Genomic DNA, 23,382 nt, shown 5'->3' with positions numbered 1-23,382 from the left:
CCCGTACCGAAGGAGAACCCGTGTCCCTGCATCGCCTCGGCCTGATCGTGCCGAGCTCCAACACGACCATGGAAACCGAAGTCCCCGCACTCCTGCGCCGCCGCACCGCCGACCCGGACGAGGAGTTCACGATGCACTCCAGCCGCGCGGTGCTGCACACCGTCGACCCCGAGTCCCTGCACCGGATGGTCGGCGAGGGAGAGCGGTGCGCCGCCGAACTCGCCGACGCACGAGTCTCCGCGATCGGCTACGCCTGCCTGATCGCGCTGATGGCCGAAGGACCGCGTGCTCACGAACGCATCGAACCACGGCTCGCCGAGGTAGCCGAACAGGCAGGCTGCGCGGCACCGGTGATCAGCAGCGCCGGCGCACTCGTCCGCACCCTGCTGGAACTGCAACTGCGGAAAGTGGCGATCGTGACCCCGTACCTGCCGCCCCTGACCGAAATGGTGATCCGCTACCTCGCGGCTTACGACATCGAGGTCGTCGACTCCATCAGCCTCGGCGTAGCGGACAACCACCGCGTAGGCGAACTCGACCCGAAAGCCCTGCCCGCCCACGTCGAACGACTCGACCTCTCCCGCGCGGACGGCTTGGTCCTCTCCGCCTGCGTCCAGATGCCATCGCTCCCCGCAGTCGACCCAGTCGAACAGAAGCTGGGACTGCCCGTCATCACGGCAGCGACCTCGACCACCCGGGAACTGCTGCGCGCGACCGGCCTGGACCCGATCGTGGCCAACGCAGGCGCGGCCTTGGCTCAGCCGTCGGTTTCGTCGTCGCTTTCGAGGTAACGCAACGAGCTGGTGAGGCTGGCCGTCAGATGCGCAGCCAGCACCTCGGTCGCCCCGTCGGCGTCGCCGGCGCGGATCCGCCTCACCAGCTCCGCGTGCTCGGCCGCCGCGGCCGCCTGGCGGTCGAGGTCGGGCAAGCTGCTCATCACGTACCGCTCGCACGTGTTCCACAATATGCACAGGTGCGTTTGCAGCACCCCTTCGCCGCCGGCGCGAAAAAGCGCGAAGTGGAACTCCCGATGCGCCTCGAGCATCTCCGGCGACACGAGCGGAACCTTGCGATCGGACAGCTCTTGCATCTTCCGGAGCCAGAACTCCATCGCATCGACGACACCGGCATTCTCCGGTGCCGCAGCACGCCGCGCGGCGATCGGCTCGATCCGCTGTAAGATTTCGAATGCGTCCCGCAAGTCGCGAACGCTGAGTTCCCGCACGACAGTCCCGCGCCGCGGCAGATTCTCGACCAGCGACTCAGCTTCCAGCTGCCGCACCGCCTCCCGCAACGGAACCCGGCTGACTTCCAATTCGGCCGCGAGTTCGTACACCGGAACCTTCGCCCCCGGCGGAAGCACCCCCAGCACGATGCGATTGCGCAGCTCCTGTGCGACGAACTCCGTGATCGTCCCCGGAGCCTTCGCCGCCCCCGGAGGGAACTCGACGCCACGCATCCCGCAGCTCCTCACTTCCGCTGTCCGGCCACCAATAGCATACAGTTTTCTATTTCCCAGGCGGCAATTCCGCCAAGGTCACCTGACGCCAGCGGGAAACGACCCCATGCAACGCAAAAACCCCTCCGGTCACCGCAAATCATGTGACCAAAGGGGTTTCCTGCGAACTGTGGAGCTAAGGGGACTCGAACCCCTGACCCCCTCACTGCCAGTATGGCCGACGCAGGTCTCTGACCTGCTGTTTTGGAGAAGCCGCTGGACGGGTGGTGCAGTTGGCTGCCCTTGGGTGCGGTTCACCGCTGATTGCTGCTGTTGGGACCATGGCTCTGCTTCAGCTTTGCTCCAGGCCTGTTCGCGTGAATGCGTTCGGGCGGCGTGTTCAGTGCGTTCTTTGTCGGGTGGATGGGGTTGCCGGCACAGGCGGCGGCGGTGCGTGATTTAAGTCACAGATCAGTGTCGCGGGTAGTCGCTCTCCACCTGGACAGGCGGCGGCGAGGTCGACTGGCGGCGGCGAGAATCACGCCCGCTTGCGCGAGGACACCGATCGACCGGGTCGAGACTGGCGGCGGACCATCCCCGCACGCGCGGGGAAGACGAGCGCGGGCGCGACACACCCGGCGTCCGAGTGGGACCACCCCCCCGCGCGGGGACAACTCGGACAGGCAGAACTCCGCATCGGGTGCCTTCGGACCAACCCGGCTTGCGGGGGAGCGAGGACGTGTACCGCCCTCGCCCCGGTCGCTATTCGCTGGGACCGCCCCCGCTCGCGCGGGGAGAACCGGACCGGACGGCAAGGGTTATCGCGTCCGCCTCGTCGATCTTGTCTTTCATCCGCGCAGTGCCGGACATCGGGGCGTCGACCAGTTTTGACAATAGTTTCTCGGTGGGTGTGTTGCCTGATTGTCGAGCGAGTTGTACTGCACGACCCAGCTTCGCGGCCGCGGTATCGAGGTCGCCGCTCTGGCGGGCTGCGAGTCCGTCCTGGATGGTCTCGGCCAGTTCGGCCTGCGCGGTGTAGTGGGCGATCCGGGGACTGGCCTCGGCAGAAAGATCCGCGTCATCGGTCCAGATCGCTTTGAGTCGGCCTTCGCCGAGTACCTGGTTGCCGCTGGTCATGCTGATCTTGGCGGCGAGAGTCTCGTCGCCGATTGCGCCGGGTCGCAGGTGGACACGGATGTGGTACTCCCTCCTTTCTGCGCCCCAGGATCCGGTCGGGTAGTCCCCGTGCTGCCGGTCGGAGCTGATGCGCTTGCCGGTGAGGTCCTGCACGGTGGGTGCCACCTGTTTGACGAACAGGACTTCCGCGCCGGGCGGCGTCCACAGCTGCAGAGAGGTGTCGGCGACTGTTTTGCCCATGGCTGCGGCGGTCATCGCCTGGAAGTCGGCCGCCAGCCCGCCCGGGTCGGCGACGATGTCGACGGTGCCCAGCAACGTGGTGGCGATCGTGCGCAGTTCCTCGACGTGCCAGCCGGTGCCGACGCCCCGGCAGTCGCAGGTGAACCTGCCTTCGCAGGCGGCCAGCGCGGCCGCGAACTGTGCCGGTGTCTCGTGGTCGTTTCGTCCGTCGGTGAGCAGGATCGCGTGTCGCACGCCGGGAGGCTGGTCGGCGAAGAGCCGGTCGGCGAGGGCGAGCCAGCGGCCGAACGCGGTGCCGCCGCTCGCGGAGAGCTGCTGTACCGCGAGCTTGGCCTCTGCGCGGGTTTTGTCGTCGGCGATCGCCAGGCCGACGGCCGGGTAGGCGGCGTGGGCTTGGTCGCTGCCCGCGATGACGGCGAAGGCGGCGCCGTCGGTCAGCGCGTCGATCGCCGCGGCAGCGGCCCGCCTCGTGGCGGCAAGCTTGGTCGGCGGGTTGTTCATCGAGGCCGAGCAGTCCACGATGATCACCTCGGCGTGGCCGTGTCCGCTGGGCGGTGCCGTGCCCGCCCCGGTCACCGTGACGACGGCGTCGACCTGGTCTTCCCCCGCTGGGAGGTACTCGTTCTGGTGGACGTCCACCCGCAGTTCGATGCCCGCGCCGCTCGCTGATGGACGGGGAGGACGCCCGGTGCCGGGCCCGACGGTCGAGGGCTGTTCGCCGAGAGCACGCCACGCGCGGGCGGCTGGGGCATCCGTCTCGGCGGACGGTGCGGGAACCGGTTGTCCTGCGGAGTCCGTGGGCAGGTCGGCCGAGCGCGCACGGAAGCGGGCCAGCGCGGCCGCCGGGTCGCCTGCTTCTGGCCGGGGATCGGCCTCGTACGCGCGCCGCACCACGTCGCGGGCGGTGTCGTCGAAGGGGTCGGTCATCGGTGGTCACCTCCCGAGTCGAGGTCGTTGATCCGGTGGATGAGGGGCTTGAGGAGCATGCGGAGCCGCTGCACATGCGTCCGCACTGTCGACGCGGCCATGCCGAGAGCCTCCGCGATCTCTGGTTGTTCCCAGCCTTCCAGGAAATACAGCATGCCGACCGCGCGACGGCGGACGCTTTGCCCCTCCAGCAGGTTGCGGACCGCTTCGAGCACTGCCAGTTCGCCCAGGGCGTCCGCGGGTGTGGGCTCGTCCGCCGGCCCGTCGACCTCGTCCGGGACGGTGCGTTTGGCGTCTTGCGACCGGTACCTGTCGACGACCTTGTGCGAGGCGATGCCGATCACGTATTTGAGGTTGACGTTCATCGGGAGCTGTCGCCGCTGCGGCCAGCGCAGCCACAGCGCTACGCAGGCTTCTTGGGTGGCTTCCTCGGCCACGTCGTGGTTCCCGGCGCTCATCCGGTACGCCGCCGCGAACGTCCGCTTGAACGTAGCGAGGTAGAACGCGTCGAACCCTTCGGCGTCGTCGTTGTCGTCTGCCGGGGCGGCGCAGTCCTGTGCCGGTGCCATCGGGTCATTCTCCTGGACGGCCGCGCTCGCCGGAGCGGCAGGAGGGCACGTTGCCGGCATCGGGAGCCGCGTCGGCGGTGATCTCGATGACCGCGCCCTCGGCGTCCCGGTCGACCACACGCAGGCAACCTCCCGGCCCGGCTATCAGGTTCTCCAGGCTGGCTCTGCGCACCCGGGCACGGCGCAGCGACACCAGTTCCCGCGCGACGCCAGCCCCGGCTGTCAACGCTCCCATGACGACTACTGCCCACGTCTCGACCATCACACCGCCCTCTCCCCGGAACATCTTCTGCCAGGTACTCGGACAAGAGCGGCCCCGCGTCCACAACTCAACGCGGCCAACCACCACGCGATGACTTCGGTGCCGTCGGCGACGCCGAAGTCGCGCAGCTGCCTGACTCCTTCGCACCCGTCGCCAAGGGACGCGTCGCCGCGACGGTCCGGGTCGGACCAGGAGACCCGCTCTGGCGGGGGAGAACCAGGCACTCGCCGCGCTCGACGGCTTGAACGTCGGACCACCCCCCACGGGAACGCCTCGGCAAGGACTTCCGATGCCGGGCCGTCCCGTTCACGTAGGGAAGAGAGCGCTGGAGCCCGGGCCGTCAGCCCTCTTCTCCCGGCCACTCCCGCTCGTGCGGGAAGACCGCCACGCCGCCCAGCATCTTCAGCCCGTACTGGGACCTCCTCCGAGTGCGGACGCGCGGATTCGGCGAAGCAAGTCGGCGGTGCCATGCTTTGGCCGGATCTGTTTGCCTGGGTACCGCTGGCGAGTCGACCATCGGCACCTGGCAGGCGACAACATGGACCCTCCGCTTTCCTCCGTGCTGAAGCCAGCGCCGTCGCTCCGTGATCTAGTCGGCCTGATTCTCCGGGAGGTCTGGATACACCTTGGCCGCCCTTACGGGATCGATGCTCGCAAGTTCCTTCGCAGCGCGGAGCCGATGGTCCTGGTCAAGGGTTGAATCCGTCGCGAGTTTCTCGAACGCGTCCGCGCCAGCACGTTTATCGTCGATGTGCCGTCGATCCGCGGCTCTAAAACGCATCGCAGCCGGCAAAGTGCTGTCGTCGACGATCCACTCGAGAGCGGTGTGCCCGATAAGGACGCCTCTGGAATCCTGACCGCCGAGCTTAGCCACTTCGTCTAGGCGGACCAAGATCGCAGTGTCGCTGAACAGCGTCCTGAGCTCGGCAAACGAGTCGTTGGTCCATTCGATGACACGATGGGCTCCAGCCCAGATCCGGTACAGGTCGTCGAGGTGAGGGTTCGCGACAATCAGGGCGAGCCCTGCGGCGAGATCTTCCTCAATGACCCCAGAAGCGATGCTTGCTGCTTCGCCTTTGTATACGCCTTCCAGTTGCCCCCAATCGGTCTGCTGCATCAGCCACGAGGCGGCGGCGACTGCCGGCGGATCCATCCTGACCAGACGTTGGAGTGCGCTGAGACGATCCTCTTCGTCGACATCCAGATCGATCGACAACGCCAACAACAGATCGCGCCCGGTTTCAGGTTCTTCGTGCCACGCGGCTACGCACGCCCGCAGCCGCTCAGTGCTCTCTGACCAGGGAGCCTTTGCGATCTCCATGAGCTCGTCCAGGCCGGGTTCCGGCTCCTCGTGGTCGTCTGTGTCGAAGTCCTCGTTCACGCAACGGAGCCTAGCGGTAATCCCTGACGGAATCGCTCGAATCAAGCAGACTCAGAACGTTCCGATCCGGGCGTGAGACGGTTTGGATCGCTGAAGGCCACGCGAACGCGGAACCACTCACGATCACACGGCGACGACGACCTCTGCTCGGCACTTGCGGGAACGTGCTCGTTGGATGCGTCGGTCATGCGTCCGTGGCTGCCTGTAGGTTGACTGATGCCGACTGCGCCCATATCTGGTTCGTGTGCCGACTCCGGAGAGGCAGTGGCGAAGTTCGAGCCGCCGCCCGATGAAGTCGGCCCACGACGACGGACGGAGGGGGCCGAAAGAGACTGGGCGGCCGAGGCTTCGGCCGCCCAGCTGCGCGGTGTTTCATGCGGCTCCGTGCTGGTCTGTCGAATCCTCGCTCGACGCTGCGTCAGCATCGGCTCCGTCCAGTGCGATGAGCGCTTCGTCGAGCAGACGCTGGATGGCTGCGTTCAGCATCGCGCATTCGCTGTCGATCTTCGTCGCCGACTTCTGGATGGTGGCGGACAGTTTCTTGACGGAGTCGATCTTCGCGAGGTGGGTCAGCGCTTCGGTGATCTTGTCCTCGGCTGTGATGATTTCTTGGACTCCCTTGCGTCCGGACGTCGCGATGGCCGTCGTCCGCAGCAGCATGATGACGGTGCGCAGCAGGTTCGGGTCGTCGGTGGCCGGGTCGAACGCGAGGATGACCCGCTGGGAGCCGAGGACCCGGATGGTCTGACCGCTGTTCTGTTCGGCGGTGCGGACCAGGCCGAGCGATGCTGCTGCGTCCCGGTTGCGTTCGGCGTCTTCCAGGTATGCGGTCCATCCGGCTCGAGAAGAGTCGGTCATCTCGATGACGATGCGCACGGTGCCGTCGTCGAGGCTGAGGACGCCGTCGCCCTTTTTGCAGCGGGGCAGGTTGCCGGGGACCGAGCTGGTGTCGCTGTAGTCGTCGCCGAGGCCCGAGGCGATCGTGGCCAGAACGGCATGCAGCTGGTTGGCGTAGGAGTCGCCCTTGATCGGCGTGACCTTCGCCAGGCTGGTCCTGGCTTCCTGGACGCGCAGTGCCGTGGACACTTCGTCGATCTTGCCGGCGAGCTCGGTGTGCTGCTTGCTCAGTTGCTGCGCGAGCTGCTCCTGGCGGGCGGCGAGTTCGGCGGCGTGTTTGGCCATCGGCGAAGTCGGGTTGGTTGCGTCGAATTGCTGCGCGGCGGTGGCGAGAAGTTCCGTCGTGCCGGCGGTCAGCTTGGCACCGAGGTCGGTGCTGAACTTGTCCAGCAGGGGACGTAGCCGTTCGAGGAGTTCCGGGTTGTCGCCGGCGAAGATGCGGCGCACCTCGTCGTGCAGGTCCTTCTTCGCCGCTGACACGGCGGTGGTGAACTCGGTGCGGCTCTGTACGTCGGCTTCGGTGATCGCGGTCTTGGCGTCGCGCGCGGCTTTCGTGACGACGTCGGATGCTTCGCGCACTGCCCGCTGGGTCAGCTCGGCTGCGCGTGCGGTGGAGTCTGCGGTCTTGTCGCCGACGTCCTTGAGCAGCCGTTCGATGGCCTGGGCCTCCTGGGCCTGCCCGGTGACGCTGAGGGCGTGGGCGCCGATCCGGATGGCTTCGGTGACGTAGTTGGTCAGGTCGGCGGCGGCGAGTTGACCGGGGTCCTCGACAAGCGGGCCGCGCTCACCCGTGATCCATCGTTGGGCTTCCCGGGTGACGTCGCGGTCGCTGATGCTCAGCTGTTCGATGATCACGCTGGCGGCGTCGTGGTCGAAGTGCGCCGGCCGCGGGATGGGGTGCGTCATTTCAGCTCCTGGGCTCAGGCTGCCGCTAGCCGGCAGCTCGTGCACCCCAGCATCCGAGCATTGAACCGGATCTCCGATTCTGAACTCTGATAACCAGGCTTATCAGAACTGATGTTTCTCGGATTTGCGGCAGGGTGCGTAGTCTTGGAGGCACTACGGACGAACCGAGGGGTGGTGGACTGTGATGGGTGCGGGACCGGTGCTGACGCTGCAGGACGTTGCTGATCTTGCTCGTGTTCGTCGGCCGGTGGTGAGCATGTGGCGCCGCAGGCCCAGGGTGCGGGGGGTGCACCTTCCGTTTCCCGACCCGGTCGAGGTCGTGGGCGGGGTGGAGCGGTTCAGCCGCGACGAGATCGTCGCGTGGCTCGAGCGCACCGGGCGCGGTAACAACCCCGAGGCGGGCCTCGATGCACCAGCATTGAGCGTGCCGGAGGCAGTGTCGCTGGAGGAACTCGTCGTGTGGCTCTGTCTGGCGTCCTTGACCGGCGACGAGCTGGCCGCGACGACGACCGAGCAGCGCACCGACAAGGCGCGTGACGTCGACCCCGGCGACCGAATGCTGCTCCGCGAAATCGCCTCGACCTGGCCTGCACCGCCCACGCTGCGGTTTGTCGACGGGCTCCTCGATGCCTCGTACGGCCCCGGGGAAGCCCTCGATCGCCTGCACCGGAGCCGGGCAGGACGGGGCAGCCGCGACCTGACCTCGGACGCGGTAGACCTCGTCCGCACCGTCGCCCAGGCATGCGCTCTTCACCTCGATCCCGAAGGCGTGCCGCTGGTACACGCCGGCAGCGCGACCAGCGCGACCCTTGCCCTCGCCCCGAGCTTCACCCAGCTCATCGTGCCGGGCGATACCCTGGACGTGCGGGGTATGCGGCGTCGCGCAGCAATCCGCGGCATCGAGACGGTCGAGCGGGCGGCGGCGCCCCGCGCGCGCTTCCTCTCGGCCGTCGGCGAAACCGTGGACTCCGCCCTCGAGCTGGTCGACGAGGTGGTGCTCGACCTCGACGAGGCGGAGCTCGCCGTCATCGTCGGGCCGGCCGCAGCCCTGTGCGACGAGCTGCACGGCACTCAGGAGCAGCGCCGAGCTCAGACTCTCCGTGCTGAGGGGCTGGCTGTTGCGCTGCGCCTGCCGCGGGGGATGTGGCGCGAAGCGCATCGGCAGGCGCTCGGATTGTGGGTCTGCGCGCCTGGCGGGTTCACCCAGCGGCCGCTGGTCGCCGATCTGGCGGCGTTCGACAGCGCCGAACGGGACCTGGAGGACCTCGCCTCGGACGTGACCGCGGCTCTGGCCAGGGTCCGCGGCCGCGCATTCCGGTACCTTCGCCCGCACGACCTGCCCGCGATCCTCAGCTCCCGCGCGACCGTCGTACCCGCAGGTGCACGGGCGATCCGGCTCGCCACGGCGGACACCGGACGGCACACAGCTGCCATCAACACCGCGACCTTGGTGACGAGCGAACTGATTCGTCCGTTCGACGTCCTGGCAGAACCCGCCGCGGGCACGATGCTGCTGCGCCGCCGGTCGCTCGGCGAACTCAGCGATCAGGGCCACCTCCGGGTCCTTCGCGGCAGCCGGATACACGGTGATCACGCCGACCCCGCCGGGTCGGTCCCGGTCTTGTCCGCGACCGCTCCGCACGGTCTGCTGCGGCTCGACCCGTTCGATGCGACGCAGCAGTACCCCCGCGCGGCACGCACCAACGCTGGCGACGTCGTGTTCACCGACCGACCGCACCCGGCCGCCGTCGTCGACGACATCGGCGGAGCGCTGGTGGCCGCCCCGTCGAAGATCCTCCGGATCAACCCGAAAGCTGGCATCGGCCCTCGGGCGGTCGTCGCGATCGTCAACCGGCTTCCGCGCGCGCCCTCGGAGTGGAAGACCTGGAGCGTGCCGATCCTCGACACCGCTGAAGTGGATCGACTCGAAGAGGTCCTCGCGGCCGCGGCCGAGCATGAAGCGACGCTTCGACGCCACTTGGAAGAAACACGGAATCTCGTCACTGCCATGATCGACGGAGTCGCCGCAGGCGTGGTGACTCTCGCGACGCGGACAACGGAATAGGAAGGACAGGCAGCATGCCTCCCCGCAAGAAGAAGGAACCGTCGGCGCCGTCGACGATGAAGGAGCTGAAGGACACGCTCTGGAAGGCCGCCGACCGGCTCCGCGGCTCGCTGTCCGCGAACCAGTACAAGGACGTCATCCTCGGCCTCGTGTTCCTCAAGTACGTCTCGGACGCCTACGACGAACGCCGCGAAGCCATCCGTACCGATTTGACGGCCGAAGGCTACGACGACGAGCAGATCGCCGACCTGATCGACGACCCCGAGGAATACCAGGGCTACGGCGTCTTCGTCGTGCCGCCCACCGCACAGTGGGACCGCCTCGCCCAGTACGCCAAGGGTAAGCCGGCCGAGGGCTCCGAACCTGCCAAGAACATCGGTCAGCTCATAGACGAGGCAATGGACCTCGTCATGAAGACCAACCCGACGCTGCAGGGCACGCTGCCGCGCCTGTACAACAAGGACAACATCGACCAGCGCCGCCTCGGCGAACTGATCGACCTGTTCAACAGCGCTCGGTTCAGCCGGCAAGGTGAACACCGCGCACGCGACCTCATGGGTGAGGTCTACGAGTACTTCCTCGGCAACTTCGCCCGGTCGGAAGGAAAGCGCGGCGGCGAGTTCTTCACGCCGCCCAGCGTCGTCCGGGTGATCGTCGAGGTGCTGGAGCCCTCGAGCGGTCGCGTGTACGACCCGTGCTGCGGGTCCGGCGGCATGTTCGTGCAGACCGAGAAGTTCATCTACGAACACAACGGCGACCCGAAGAATATCTCGATCTTCGGGCAGGAGAGCCTGGAAGAGACCTGGCGGATGGCGAAGATGAACCTTGCCATCCACGGAATCGAGAACAAGGGCCTCGGGGCCCGGTGGGGCGATACCTTCGCTCGCGACCAGCACGCGGACGTCCAGATGGACTACGTGATGGCCAACCCGCCGTTCAACATCAAACACTGGTCCCGCAACACCGAAGACCCACGCTGGAAATTCGGTGTTCCGCCCGCCAACAACGCCAACTATGCCTGGATTCAACACATCCTGTACAAGCTCGCCCCGGGCGGTAGCGCAGGCGTGGTGATGGCCAATGGCTCGATGTCGTCCAACTCCAACGGCGAAGGCTCCATCCGCGCCCAGATCGTAGAGTCCGACCTCGTCTCCTGCATGGTCGCGTTGCCGACGCAACTGTTCCGCAGCACCGGAATCCCAGTCTGCGTGTGGTTCTTCGCCAAGGACAAGAGCGCAGGGAAGCACGGCGCGGTCGACCGATCCGGCCAGGTGCTGTTCATCGACGCCCGAGAACTCGGCTACATGGTCGACCGCGCCGAACGCGCGCTGTCCAACGAGGACATCGCCAAGATCGCCGACACCTACCACGCCTGGCGCGGCACTCACTCCGCGGCCCAGAAGCATCTGACATACGAGGACATTCCCGGCTTCTGCAAGTCGGTGGGCTTGCCCGACATCAAGGCCGCCGACTATGGCCTCACCCCTGGCCGTTACGTCGGCGCCGCTGAAGTTGAAGACGATGGTGAACCCGTCGACGACAAGATCCAGCGGCTTGCAAAGGAGTTGCTGACAACATTCGCCGAGTCAGCACGTCTGGAAACGATCGTCCGTGAGCAGCTGGAGCGACTGTCATGACGCGAAAGATCGTTCGGGACCTCGTGGCTCAAAGAGTCCTACTCGTTGAAGACGGAAACCATGGAGAGTACCGGCCACGCCCAGGCGAGTTCGTCGACGTAGGAGTGCCATTTATTCGGGCCGCAGATATGTCGAGTGGAACAATTGATTTCGATGGCGCTGGAAAAATCAACGCAATCGCTCGCGATCGAATCCGTAAAGGTATTGGCAAGCCTGGAGACGTGATCCTCTCTCACAAGGGTACTGTCGGGCGGGTCGCAATAGCGCCGATGGATTCACCTGACTTCGTCTGCTCGCCGCAGACTACTTTTTGGCGATCCCTCGATCCTACTGTTCTCGACCAGCGATACCTGAGATATGCCATGCGTTCCCCGAGCTTTATGCGCCAGCTTGAGGTTCTCAAGGGGCAGACTGATATGGCACCATACGTGAGTTTGACTGATCAGCGATCCATTGAACTCGAACTGCCACCAATTGTAACGCAGCAAGTCGTTGCGGAAGTTCTGGGGGCGCTCGATGACAAGATCGCAGTCAACGAGCGCCTTTGCAGCCTGGCGGACCAACTTTGCGCTGCGCAAGTTCAGAAGGCTTCGGTGATGGGTGTTCGACGTCAGCTTCGCGACGTGCTGACATTGCACTACGGGAAGGCGCTCCCTGCGTCAGAGCGAACACCGGGCGATGTTGTCGTGTATGGAAGCGGTGGCATCACTGGAATGCATTCTCGCCCGCTGGTCAATCGTCCAGGCGTGATCGTGGGACGAAAGGGGACCGTTGGCGCCATCTACTGGGCTAGTGGGCCACATTTTCCAATCGACACGACGTATTACGTCGAACCTCGTGAAGTCGCGACCGACGAGATTCTCTACTACTTGCTTCGCTCAGCTCCGCTTGCGGAATTGAACTCAGACTCTGCTGTGCCGGGGCTGAATCGCGATGAAGCGTACGCCTGTCAGGTCAATCTTCCAGAGAAGGACTCCCTAGAGACATTGAGTCGAAATCTTCGACAGCGATTCAGCTGGATGAAGCTGGTGCATGAAGAGATGAAGGCTCTGGCTGTTACGCGCGACGAGCTGCTGCCCCTAATGATGTCCGGAAATGTTCGCGTGCGGGAGGCCGAAAAGATCGTGGAGGGGGTTGTGTGATGGTGGGGCAGCCGGGGTTCAGTGAGACGGAATGGGAAATCGTCGCGTTGGAGACGCTCGCCGAGCAGGAGTGGCAGCCGCTCCCAGGGATCGCCGTCGCGCCAGGCACTGAAGACGGTCGTGCGTCATGGGCCGACATCGTGCTTCCTGCGCGAATGCTGGCCAAGATGCGGGAGCTGAACCCGCATGTGCCAGCGGAGTACCTGGAGCAGGCGCTCGCGGAGATCATTCAACCGACCTCACAGGACGCGATCGCGGAGAACTACCGGCTGCACCAGATCTGTACTCAGGGCTACCGCGGGATCAGCTACATCGACGCCGACGGCGTCGAACAGAACCCGACGATCAGACTGGTCAGCCACCAGGTCGGCGACAACGAACTGCTCGCGGTCAACCAGGTCACCGTCCGCACGGCGGAGGTCGAACGCCGCTTCGATGTTGTCCTCTATCTCAATGGCATGCCGGTCGCGATCTTCGAGCTGAAGCAAGCGGGCGCGGCCAAGGCCGACCTCGACGCCGCGCACGCCCAGCTGGCGACCTACCTGCGTGAGTTCCCAATGGCGTTCCGGTTCGCAGTAGCGACCGTGATCAGCGACGGGATCACCGCCCGCTACGGCACGCCGTTCACGCCGTTGAACCACTACTCGCCCTGGAACGTCGACGACGACGGCAAGCCGGTGCAGCTCGGTGAGCCGCTCGATGACGTCCATCTCGGTACCGAGTTGGAGTTCCTGATCGAAGGCGTGTTCAATCCGGAGCGGTTCCTCCAGCTGCAACGGAACTTCACCGCGTTCGACGGCGGAGCCGACGGTTACGCGAAGCGCATCGCCAAGCCGCATCAGTACTTCGCAGTGACCAAAGCGGTGGGCTCAACCGTGGCCGCGGTCGAGAGCAACGGCAAGGCCGGCGTCGTGTGGCACACCCAGGGGTCGGGCAAGTCGATGGAGATGGAGCTGTACGCCCACCTCGTGGCCACGCAGCCCAAACTGAAGAACCCGACCATCATCGTGGTGACGGACCGCAAGGAACTCGACGGTCAGCTGTACGAGTCGTTCAACCGCTCCCGCCTGCTGAGCGAGTCTCCGATCAAGGTGACGACTCGCGCGCAACTGCGCGACGAGCTGGCCAACCGCGCTACGGGCGGCATCTACTTCACAACACTGCAGAAGTTCGGGCTCAGCAAAGCCGAGAAGGACGCCGGCCTGGAGCACCCGCTGCTTTCGGACCGTCGCAACATCATCGTGATCGCCGACGAGGCCCACCGCAGCCACTACGACGACCTCGACGGGTACGCCCGTCATCTCAAAGACGCCCTGCCCAACGCGGCGCTGATCGCGTTCACCGGAACGCCGATTTCCTTCGAGGACCGCAACACCCGCGAAGTATTCGGCGACTATATCGACATCTACGACCTGACCCGCGCGGTCGACGACGGTGCTACCGTTCCGGTCTACTTCGAGCCCCGGCTCGTCAAGGTCAAGCTGATCGATGACGTCACCGAGGACGACCTCGACAAGGCCGCGGACGAGGCGACGCTCGGGCTCGACGAGGCCGAGCGCGCGAAGATCGAGAAGTCCGTTGCGGTGATCAACGCCGTGTACGGGGCCCCAGCCCGTCTGGAGGCGTTGGCAGCGGACATCGTCGCGCATTGGGAGACGCGGTCCGAGGAGATGCGCAAGTTCATCGGGTCTCCCGGCAAGGCGTTCATCGTCGGGGCGACGCGTGAAATCTGCGCCAACCTGTACGACGAGATCGTCAAGATCAAGCCCGAGTGGCACCATGACGCGGTCGACAAGGGCGTGATCAAGGTCGTCTACTCCGGTACCGCCCAGGACGTCATGCCCGTGGCTCGGCACGTCCGCCGTGACGGGCAGAACAAGGTCATCCAGAAGCGGCTCCGCGATGCCGAGGACGAGCTTCAGATCGTCCTCGTCAAAGACATGATGCTTACCGGCTTCGACGCACCTCCGCTGCACACCCTATACCTCGACCGTCCGCTCAAAGGTGCCTTGCTGATGCAGACGTTGGCGCGGGTGAACCGCACGTTCCGCGGCAAGCCGGACGGATTGCTCGTCGCCTACGCGCCCTTGGCGGACAACCTGAACAAGGCGCTCGCCGTGTACACCGACACCGACCGGGCCCAGAAGCCGGTCGGCAAGAACATCGACGAAGCTGTCGCGCTCACCACCATGCTCGTCGCGTCGCTGGATCAGCTGTGCGCCGGCTACCCGTGGCGGAGCAAGCTGGACGGCGGGCCGAAGAGCTGGGTCCGAGCGGCCTACGGCCTGACGAACTACCTCCGTTCCCCGGGCACTCCGGGTAACCGGCCTCCGGAGGGCGAGGAGCCGCTCGGTGATCGGTTCCGCAAGCTGGCGAACCAGCTGGCTCGGGCGTGGGCGTTGTGCGCCGGTAACCAGACCCTCGATCATCTTCGCGTTACCGCGAAGTTCTACGAAGAAGTCCGCGTCTGGATGGGCAAGTTCGATGCCTCGGAGCGACAGGCCGAGGGCAAGCCCGTGCCGGAAGAGATCGAGCGAATGCTTTCCACGCTGGTCGCGACGTCTACGGCATCCGGCGAGATCGTCGACATCTACGAAGCCGCCGGCCTGCCCAAACCGTCGTTGTCCGACCTGGGGCCGGAATTCCAGCTCAAGGCCCAATCGGCGTCGAACCCGCATCTGGCGATCGAGGCGCTGCGCGCGCTGCTCGTCGAGGAAGCGGATCATGTCACCCAGCACAACCTCGTCCGCCAGCGTGCGTTCTCCGAGCGAATCGCTGAGCTGATGCGCAAGTACACCAACCAGCAGCTCACCTCTGCAGAAGTCATCGCCGAGCTGATCGAGCTGGCCAAGGAAGTCGCAGAGGAGGGCAACCGCGGGCAGTTCTTCACTCCGCCGCTGTCCCACGACGAGCTCGCGTTCTACGACGCCGTCAGCACCAACGAGTCGGCCGTGGAGATGCAAGGCGACGATGTGCTCGCCGAGATTGCGCGCGAGCTGGTGGCAGTCATGCGACGCGACGTCAAGACCGACTGGACTGTCCGAGACGACGTGCGCGCCAAGCTGCGGTCGTCGATCAAACGGCTTCTCGTGAAGCACAAGTACCCTCCGGACAAGCAGCCTGAGGCTATCCGGCTTGTCATCGAGCAGATGGAGGCGATGGCACCCCGCTTCGCCTCCGACGACAAGAGTGCATAGTGCGTACTGAACGGACTACGACAGCCGGCTTCTGGAGTCATTGCGCGCATCCAATGCTGAGTCGACAGTGGATGCACGGGTAGCGGTCTTAGTTCGCGAGAGCATGTGGACCCGGACGAACTTGGCGGCCTGCGTTTTGATCGGCCCGCAGCCAAGAGCACAGGTGGCGCTACAACGGAAAGCTTGAGTGCGAAAGGCATGCTGTGGCCGGCGCTCGACGCTGTATTCGCGCGTTTGTCATCGAATCCGTCTGTTCGAAGGTCGTGCGGCCCGGTACTGACTAAGACTGCTCTATAACAGACGGGCAGTTCACGCTAAGACCGCCTCGCCACACTGTACTTCTCAACTGCAGGGCGAGACTCACCGTCCTCCTGGCCGCCCTGGGTTGACTTCCCGGTTGTCTGGGCGCATGACGGAAGTGGTGTGTTGTTGCGTGTCGGGAGGTTGTCATGGCGTGGGTGGACCAGTCCGGGCGGTGTTCGTGGCGGGTTCGTTACCGCCGGGCGGGCGGCGGGGTTGGTTCGGTGCCGGGGTTCGCGTCGCGCAGGGCGGCGGTTGGTTATGCCGGGGACATGGAGTCTGATCGGCGTCGCAAGGTGTGGGTCGATCCTGCCGATGGCCGTGTGTTGTTTGAGGATTGGGTGCGGCGGTGGTTGCCGGTGCAGGATCTGGATCCGCGGACGGTGGACAACTACGACAGTTACTTGCGGTGTCATCTGCTGGCGCGTTTCGGGTCGACGCCGATCGGGGAGATCACCGCGCTTCAGGTCGATGCTTGGAAGACGGCGGCGGCCGATGCGGGGTACGCGGCGGCGACGGTGTCGAGCTGGGCGAAGCTGTTGTCGATGATCTTGGCTGATGCGGTGGACGAGCGGTTGATCGCGGTGAATCCGGTGCGGCAGCGCCGTCGTCGCGGCCGGCGGTGCAGGACTCTGGTGCGGGAGCGGGTGTGGGCGACGCCGGAGCAGGTGCTGCGGATCGCCGATCAGGCCGCGGCGCTGGGAGGCGACATCGCGCGGCTGCTGGTCATCACCGCGGCGTGGACGGGGTGCCGGTGGGGCGAGCTCGCCGCGCTGCACCGCGACAACCTCGACCTCGACACCGGGCGTCTCATCGTGGACCCGGAGCGGGGATCGTTGCACGAGAGTCGGGGCCGCCGGTGGCTGGGGCCGCCGAAAACGCCGTCGTCGGCGCGGCGGATCGCGTTGCCGCCGTTCCTGGTCCGGTTGCTGCGCCGTCACCTGGACAGCCATCCGTTCGAGTTCGTGTTCACGACCTCGCGCGGGACGTGGCTGTGGCGCTCCACGTTCGACCGTCGTGTCCTGCGGCCCGCGATCGACGGCTGCCACCGGCCCGGTGTCCGGGCCTATTCGGTGTGTCCCGGGCTGACGTTCCACGGGTTGCGGCACAGCCACAAGACGTGGCTGATCGCCGGCGGGGCTCCGGAGATCGCGCAGGCCCGCCGTCTGGGCCACCACCTGCCCGGACCGGGTCGTGGAGACGTATTCGCACGTGGCGCGCGAAGTGGAGACCCGGTTGCTGGCCGACCTGCAGCGCCGCTGGCGCAAAGCCGCCCGCAGCCCGCGTCCCGCCCGGCCCGCGCAACAGAAAAGGGCGGCGGCGAAATCTCGTCCTCCCATTCCGCCGTCCCGGACACGACGGCAAAGGCCGAATCCGCCCGCCCTTATTCTCGATGGAAAGAGGGACAACTCCCGGCTTGCCCAGCGGGGGAGAGGAACGGCGCTGCCCGCAAGCGCGTGCCTTGGAGCAGCACGCCCCAGAAACTCCCCACCTGGGATACCCCGGATCAGTGCTACCCGGTCACGCAAGATCAACCCGCGGACACGAGAAAACCCCTCCGACCAGCGCCAACCGCGTGATCAAAGGGGTTCATCGACATTGTGGAGCTAAGGGGACTCGAACCCCTGACCCCCTCACTGCCAGTGAGGTGCGCTACCAGCTGCGCCATAGCCCCGAAGCAGAGGTGAACTCCGCATCTCGTATGGACATACAGTACACCCCGCCGCCACGGCCTCCAGCAGGGGGTCGGTTACGCGCCGCGGACCCGCTCAAGGCCCGCTTCACGCCAGCCAGACCGGCCTTGTCCCCCGCAGCCGAGGGCACGTCAGTGCAGGTCCACTGCCTTTCCTGACTTTCTTTCAGGTTTGCGTTGAGCCCCAGTGTGTCCGGGGTTACATTCCTCCGCAGATGCGCCGCCGGCACCGTACGGCGAGGTTCATCCCGGCCGTTGTCACCCGGCGGTCCCGTCCCGATGAGGAGGTGGCGATGAGTTCCCGAACACGGACAGTCGCCGCCCCGCCGTCGCCCGCTCAGCGAGCTGCCGCCCCGCGGTCCATCAGCCCCGGCTCGCTGGCCCGCTCGTACACCCGCGCCGGAACAAACGCGCACGATTGGCACTTCCACCTCACCCACGAGGGCGATGCGGATACGACCACCCGCACCGCCCAACTCCCCATGCCGAAGCGCAACGACCTCCCAGACCCCCACCTCGCCACAGCGCCCCCGCAACCGCCTTTCCCCAGGCCCGACGCACGATGGCCAGCGAATCCACCCACCTTGATTGTCGATCTTGACCACAGCCAAACCGCCGAAACGCACCAGGCCGCACTGCCCGCCGACCGCCCGAAGCCGCAGCAATACGTCCGTCATGACGCCACCGCCCAGTCGTTCACACTGACCTCCGTGGGTGGCACTACTTCTCCGCCGCCGGGACAAGTGGACCTGGGGCCGAACGTCGTCGTTTTCGATCCGTCGATGCCGAGCGCGAGCATTCAGCGCACGCTGGACGCGATCTTCGCGGAGCAGGAGAAGAACCAGTTCGGCAGTCAGCGCTACGCGGTGCTGTTCAAGCCGGGCACGTACGCCAATGACGTAAACGTCGGCTTCTACACCCAAATCCTCGGGCTGGGCAGCACCCCCGACGACGTGACGATCAACGGCGCGGTGCACGTCGAGGCAGACTGGTTCCCCCCGAACAACGCGACCCAGAACTTCTGGCGCGGCGCGGAAAACCTGTCGGTGAACCCGGCCGGCGGCGCGGACCAGTGGGCCGTTTCGCAGGCGAGCCCGTACCGGCGGATGCACGTCCGCGGAGACCTCCGCCTCGACCACGGCGGCGGCTGGTCGAGCGGCGGCTGGATCTCGGACACGAAGATCGACGGCCAGGTCCGCTCGGGCTCGCAGCAACAGTGGATTTCGCGCGATTCGCAGTTCGGCAGCTGGAACGGGTCCACTTGGAACATGGTGTTCGTCGGAGTGGAAGGCGCACCCGTCAGCACCTTCCCGGACCCGCCGTACACGACCGTCGACCAGACCCCGATCGTGCGCGAGAAGCCATGCCTCCAGCTTGACGAGTCCGGGCGCTACCGGGTGTTCGTGCCCGCACTGCGCACCAGCACGTCCGGGGTCACCTGGGAACACGGCACCGCACCAGGCACTTCGCTGCCGATCGACCAGTTCTTCATCGCGAAACCCGGCGCTGCCGCGGCCGACCTGAACGCAGCGCTGGCAGCGGGCAAAAACCTGCTGATCACCCCAGGCGTGTACCACCTGGACCAGCCGCTGCACGTGACCCGTCCAGACACCGTGATCCTCGGCCTCGGCATCGCAACCTTGGTGCCGGACGGCGGAATCACCGCGATGACCGTCGACGACGTGGACGGAGTGAAGATCGCCGGCCTGCTGATCGACGCCGGAACCACCTCGTCGCCGGTGCTCATGCAAGTCGGTGATCCCGGCTCGAACGCAGACCATTCGGCGAACCCGACCTCGCTGCACGACGTGTTCTTCCGCATCGGCGGTGCCGCTGCCGGCAAAGCACGCACAAGCCTCGTCATCAACAGCAACGACGTGATCGGCGACCACCTGTGGCTCTGGCGGGCCGACCACGCAGCCGACGACAGCCACGTCGGCTGGACCTCCAACACCGCCGACACCGGCCTGGTCGTGAACGGCGACGACGTGACCGTCTACGGACTGTTCGTCGAACACTTCCAGCAGACCCAGGTGGCTTGGAACGGAAACGGCGGACGTACCTACTTCTTCCAGAACGAGATGCCCTACGACGTCCCTGACCAGGATGCCTGGACGAGCGGCGCGAAGGCGGGCTACGCCGCCTACCAGGTCGCCTCGGACGTGACCAGCCACGAAGCCTGGGGCTTGGGCAGCTACTGCTTCTTCAGCACGAACCCCTCGGTGACTTGTTCGCACGCATTCGCCGCCCCCGCCGCCCCGGACGTGCGGTTCCACAGCATGGTGACGGTTTCGCTCAACCACCAGGGAACCATCACTCGCGTGATCAACGACGTCGGCGCGACGACCCCAGCGGGCACGAAGCCGGTCAACTTGGCGCGCTATCCGTAGCCGCCGCCTAAACAACCGGTGCCCGCCGCAGTGGCGGCCGCGGCGGGCACCGGTCCCTGGTTCTGTTGCTTGCCGCGACGGCTGGCGAGACACCGTAGGCTGTGCCGTGTGAGCCAGCCGATCCTGATGACCGTTGACGACGACCCCGCCGTTTCGCGGTCGGTGGCGCGCGACCTGCGTCGCCGCTACGGCAAGGACTATCGCGTCATCCGCGCCGACTCCGGTGCCGACGCCCTCGACGCACTTCGCGAGATCAAGCTGCGCGGCGACGCCGTCGCGGCGATCCTCGCCGACTACCGCATGCCGCACATGGACGGCATCGTCTTCCTGGAAAAGGCGATGGATCTCTTCCCCAACGCCCGGCGCGCGCTGCTGACGGCCTACGCCGACACCGACGCCGCGATCCAGGCCATCAACGTGGTCGATGTCGACCACTACCTGCTCAAGCCCTGGGATCCGCCCGAGGAGAAGCTGTACCCGGTCATCGACTCTCTCGTCGAGACCTGGCTCGCCGTCGGCGACCGTCCGGTGGAGGAGACGAAGCTGATAGGGCACCGGTACTCGGCCCCCTCGTTCCGGATGCGTGACTTCCTCGCGCGCAACGCCGTGCCGTACCGGTGGTACTCGGTCGACGACGAAGAAGCCGGCCGCATCCTTCAAGCCGCGGGCGCGTGCGAGACCGATATCCCGGTCGTGGTGACGCCGGACGGAACGGTGCTGAAACAGCCATCGGGAAGCGAGATCGCCGATGCGGTGGGCCTTTCTACCCAGCCCGCGCAGGACTTCTACGACCTGGTGGTGATCGGCGGCGGCCCGGCCGGACTCGGCGCCGCGGTGTACGGCGCTTCTGAGGGACTGCGGACTGTGCTGGTCGAGCGCAAGGCGACCGGCGGCCAGGCCGGAACCAGCTCCCGGATCGAGAACTACCTGGGCTTCCCGGACGGAGTGTCTGGCGCGCAGCTCACGGATCGAGCCCGCCGCCAGGCACAGAAGTTCGGTGCCGAAGTGCTTACGGCGCGCGATGTCGTGGGCCTGGAAGCGCGCGGATCGAGCCGGGTGGTGACCTTCGGCGACGGATCCGAGATCGCGGCGCACTCCGTGATCCTCTCCAGCGGCGTCAACTACCGCGCGCTTGACGCCGAAGGCATCGCGGAGCTGACCGGGCGGGGCGTCTACTACGGCTCGGCGGCGACGGAAGCACCCGAATGCTCGAACGACCACGTGTACATCGTCGGCGGCGCGAACTCCGCAGGACAGGCCGCGGTGTTCTTCGCACAGCACGCCGCCAACGTGACGCTCCTGGTCCGCGGCGCGTCGCTGGAAGCGTCGATGTCGCACTACCTCATCGAACAGATCACCGCGATCGAGAACGTCCACGTCCGCACGCACACCACAGTGGTCAAAGCACACGGGGACGATCACCTCGAGTCCATCACGGTCTGCAAAGACGGCGTGACCGAGAAGCTGGACACAGAACACCTCTTCATCTTCATCGGAGCCGCTCCGCGCACGGAGTGGCTGGGGAAAAACGTCCTGAGGGATTCCCACGGATTCGTCCGGACCGGCCCAGACCTCGTGGAAGACGGGCGCAGGCCACCGGGATGGTCCCTGGACCGCGATCCGCATTACCTGGAGTCGTCAGTGCCCGGCGTGTTCGTGGCCGGAGACGTGCGCTCGCAGTCGGTGAAACGCGTGGCGTCCGCCGTCGGCGAGGGTGCGATGGCCGTGACCCTGGTCCACCGCTACTTGGAGGAACAGTGACTCAGCCCGCATTGCCGCGCGAGGAGCTGCGCGGCCTGTTCTTGTTCGAACATCTCTCCGACGCGCAGCTCGATTGGATCGAGCAGAACGCGGTGCGCGAGGAGTTCAAGGCTGACTCCGTGGTGATCCGCGAGGGCGATCCGGCGACCTGCTTCTACGTCCTGCTCAACGGTGCGCTGCGGATGACCCGCGTGGTGGCCGGTGCCGAGGTCGAGATGAAGCGATCAGACCAGCGCGGTTCCTATTGCGGCGCAACGCAGTTCCTGGCCTACCAGGACAGCGAGGCCACGTACGGCGCGACCATCTACGCGGTCAGCGACCTGACTTTCCTCACGCTTCCCGCCGCGGAGTTCGCCGTCGAATTCCGGCAGTGGTTCCCGATGGCAGCGCATCTGCTGGAGGGGATGTACCTCGGCTGGCGCAACACCGACGCACTGGTGTCCTCGCGCCGCAGGCTCGTCGCCCTCGGCGAACTGTCCGCCGGGCTCATGCACGAACTCAACAACCCGGCCGCGGCCGCGGTGCGGGCCACTGCCGCGTTGCGGGAACGAGTCGCCGGCATGCGGCACAAGCTCGCGATACTGGCGAAGAAGGACATCGACCCAGACCTGCTCGAGTTGCTGCTCGACGTGCAGGAACGCCTGGTGAAGCAGGTCGGCGACGCGCCCAAGCTCTCCGCGATGCAACAGGCCGACCGCGAGGACGAGATCGGCGATTGGCTCGACGACCACGGCCTCGACCAGGGCTGGGACCTGGCCAGCATCTTCGTCGCCGCCGGGCTCACCCCGGAGAACCTCGACCACGTTCTCGAGTCGGTGGGCGAAGGACTGCTCGACGGTGCCATCCGCTGGCTCGCGTACGCACTCGAAACCGAGATGCTCATGGGCGAGATCGAAGACTCGACCAGCCGGGTGTCCACGCTCGTCGGCGCGGCGAAGCAGTATTCGCAAATGGATCGCGCCCCGCACCAGTTCATCGACGTCCACGAAGGACTCGACTCCACGCTGGTGATGATGTCGGGCAAGCTTGGCGAGGGAATCCGCGTGGTCAAGGAATACGACTGCTCGATCGCCCGGGTTCCCGCCTACGCCGCCGAGTTGAACCAGGTGTGGACCAACATCATCGACAACGCCGTCGGCGCCATGAGCGGCGAGGGAACGCTGACCCTGCGCACCTGGCAGGTCGGCAAGCAGGTGCGCGTCGAGATCGGCGACACCGGACCCGGCATCCCGGAAGAGGTGCGCCACCGCATCTTCGAGCCGTTCTTCACCACCAAGGGCGTGGGCGAAGGAACCGGTCTCGGACTGGACATCTCGTGGCGGATCGTCGTGGAACGGCACTCGGGCGACATCAAGGTGACCTCGGCACCGGGCGACACGCGGTTCGAGGTTTGCCTTCCGGTGGAGGAACAAGCGTCGCTCTGAACGTGCGCTTGCCCGC

15 protein-coding genes and 1 tRNA gene are annotated in these 23,382 nt (G+C 66.2%); 9 read left to right on the top strand and 7 right to left on the bottom strand.

The features are described 5' to 3' along the window. Positions 1 to 20: 20 nt before the first annotated feature. A complete protein-coding gene (locus ACFSVL_RS35060; protein ID WP_378310517.1) occupies positions 21 to 791 on the top strand; it encodes a maleate cis-trans isomerase family protein in 771 nt (256 codons plus the stop codon). Here ACFSVL_RS35060 and ACFSVL_RS35055 read toward each other — a convergent pair. From ACFSVL_RS35055 to ACFSVL_RS35030, 6 genes are all read right to left on the bottom strand, one after another. Further along, a complete protein-coding gene (locus ACFSVL_RS35055; RefSeq protein ID WP_378310515.1) occupies positions 758 to 1,459 on the bottom strand; it encodes a GntR family transcriptional regulator in 702 nt (233 codons plus the stop codon). The two genes, ACFSVL_RS35060 and ACFSVL_RS35055, sit on opposite strands and share 34 nt — an antisense overlap. A 741-nt stretch (positions 1,460 to 2,200) precedes the next feature. After that, positions 2,201 to 3,742 (bottom strand): VWA domain-containing protein, encoded by a 1,542-nt coding sequence (locus ACFSVL_RS35050; RefSeq protein ID WP_378310513.1) that lies wholly within the window; start codon positions 3,740 to 3,742, stop codon positions 2,201 to 2,203. Beyond that, positions 3,739 to 4,311: an RNA polymerase sigma factor gene (locus ACFSVL_RS35045; protein ID WP_378310511.1), complete on the bottom strand. Its 573-nt coding sequence runs from the start codon at positions 4,309 to 4,311 to the stop codon at positions 3,739 to 3,741. The genes ACFSVL_RS35050 and ACFSVL_RS35045 overlap by 4 nt, the downstream gene beginning before the upstream one ends. Before the next feature lie 4 nt (positions 4,312 to 4,315). Further along, positions 4,316 to 4,573, bottom strand: a complete 258-nt coding sequence (locus ACFSVL_RS35040; RefSeq protein ID WP_378310509.1) for a hypothetical protein — start codon at positions 4,571 to 4,573, stop codon at positions 4,316 to 4,318. A gap of 589 nt (positions 4,574 to 5,162) precedes the next feature. Beyond that, entirely contained in the window at positions 5,163 to 5,954 is a 792-nt protein-coding gene (locus ACFSVL_RS35035) for a hypothetical protein (RefSeq protein ID WP_378310507.1), read from the bottom strand. Between the two features lie 372 nt (positions 5,955 to 6,326). Beyond that, complete coding sequence (locus ACFSVL_RS35030) at positions 6,327 to 7,757, bottom strand: Fis family transcriptional regulator (protein ID WP_378310505.1); 1,431 nt, start codon at positions 7,755 to 7,757, stop codon at positions 6,327 to 6,329. Positions 7,758 to 8,043: 286 nt separating this feature from the next. Between ACFSVL_RS35030 and ACFSVL_RS35025 the strand changes: the two genes are divergently transcribed. The 5 genes from ACFSVL_RS35025 to ACFSVL_RS35005 all read left to right on the top strand — a co-directional run bounded on the left by ACFSVL_RS35025 (position 8,044) and on the right by ACFSVL_RS35005 (position 17,678). After that, positions 8,044 to 9,822 carry a hypothetical protein gene (locus ACFSVL_RS35025; RefSeq protein WP_378310503.1) on the top strand — a complete coding sequence of 593 codons (1,779 nt, stop codon included), beginning with the start codon at positions 8,044 to 8,046 and terminating at the stop codon, positions 9,820 to 9,822. A gap of 14 nt (positions 9,823 to 9,836) precedes the next feature. Next, positions 9,837 to 11,459 (top strand): class I SAM-dependent DNA methyltransferase, encoded by a 1,623-nt coding sequence (locus ACFSVL_RS35020; protein WP_378310501.1) that lies wholly within the window; start codon positions 9,837 to 9,839, stop codon positions 11,457 to 11,459. Continuing rightward, positions 11,456 to 12,601, top strand: coding sequence for a restriction endonuclease subunit S (locus tag ACFSVL_RS35015; protein ID WP_378310499.1), 1,146 nt, complete (start codon positions 11,456 to 11,458; stop codon positions 12,599 to 12,601). The genes ACFSVL_RS35020 and ACFSVL_RS35015 overlap by 4 nt, the downstream gene beginning before the upstream one ends. Beyond that, positions 12,601 to 15,798: a type I restriction endonuclease subunit R gene (locus tag ACFSVL_RS35010; RefSeq protein WP_378310497.1), complete on the top strand. Its 3,198-nt coding sequence runs from the start codon at positions 12,601 to 12,603 to the stop codon at positions 15,796 to 15,798. The genes ACFSVL_RS35015 and ACFSVL_RS35010 overlap by 1 nt, the downstream gene beginning before the upstream one ends. A gap of 524 nt (positions 15,799 to 16,322) precedes the next feature. Then, a complete protein-coding gene (locus tag ACFSVL_RS35005; RefSeq protein ID WP_378310495.1) occupies positions 16,323 to 17,678 on the top strand; it encodes a tyrosine-type recombinase/integrase in 1,356 nt (451 codons plus the stop codon). Between the two features lie 22 nt (positions 17,679 to 17,700). Here ACFSVL_RS35005 and ACFSVL_RS35000 read toward each other — a convergent pair. Beyond that, positions 17,701 to 17,773: transfer RNA gene (locus tag ACFSVL_RS35000), tRNA-Ala, on the bottom strand. An 800-nt stretch (positions 17,774 to 18,573) separates the two neighbouring features. On the opposite strand from ACFSVL_RS35000, the gene ACFSVL_RS34995 reads away from it, so the two are divergent. The 3 genes from ACFSVL_RS34995 to ACFSVL_RS34985 all read left to right on the top strand — a co-directional run bounded on the left by ACFSVL_RS34995 (position 18,574) and on the right by ACFSVL_RS34985 (position 23,366). Beyond that, on the top strand, positions 18,574 to 20,181 hold the full coding sequence (locus ACFSVL_RS34995; protein WP_378310874.1) for a coagulation factor 5/8 type domain-containing protein: 1,608 nt from the start codon (positions 18,574 to 18,576) through the stop codon (positions 20,179 to 20,181). A gap of 108 nt (positions 20,182 to 20,289) precedes the next feature. Further along, positions 20,290 to 21,942: an FAD-dependent oxidoreductase gene (locus tag ACFSVL_RS34990; RefSeq protein WP_378310494.1), complete on the top strand. Its 1,653-nt coding sequence runs from the start codon at positions 20,290 to 20,292 to the stop codon at positions 21,940 to 21,942. Beyond that, the gene (locus tag ACFSVL_RS34985) at positions 21,939 to 23,366 is read left to right on the top strand and encodes an ATP-binding protein (RefSeq protein ID WP_378310493.1); all 1,428 of its coding nucleotides are present in this window, start codon (positions 21,939 to 21,941) and stop codon (positions 23,364 to 23,366) included. Before ACFSVL_RS34990 ends, ACFSVL_RS34985 begins: the two co-directional genes overlap by 4 nt. Positions 23,367 to 23,382 lie beyond the last annotated feature (16 nt).

It is taken from the genome of Amycolatopsis silviterrae (assembly GCF_042684085.1).
Lineage (GTDB): Bacteria > Actinomycetota > Actinomycetes > Mycobacteriales > Pseudonocardiaceae > Amycolatopsis > Amycolatopsis silviterrae.
Note: the sequence above shows the minus strand (reverse complement) of the source record. Positions and strands in the feature narration are given on the sequence as shown.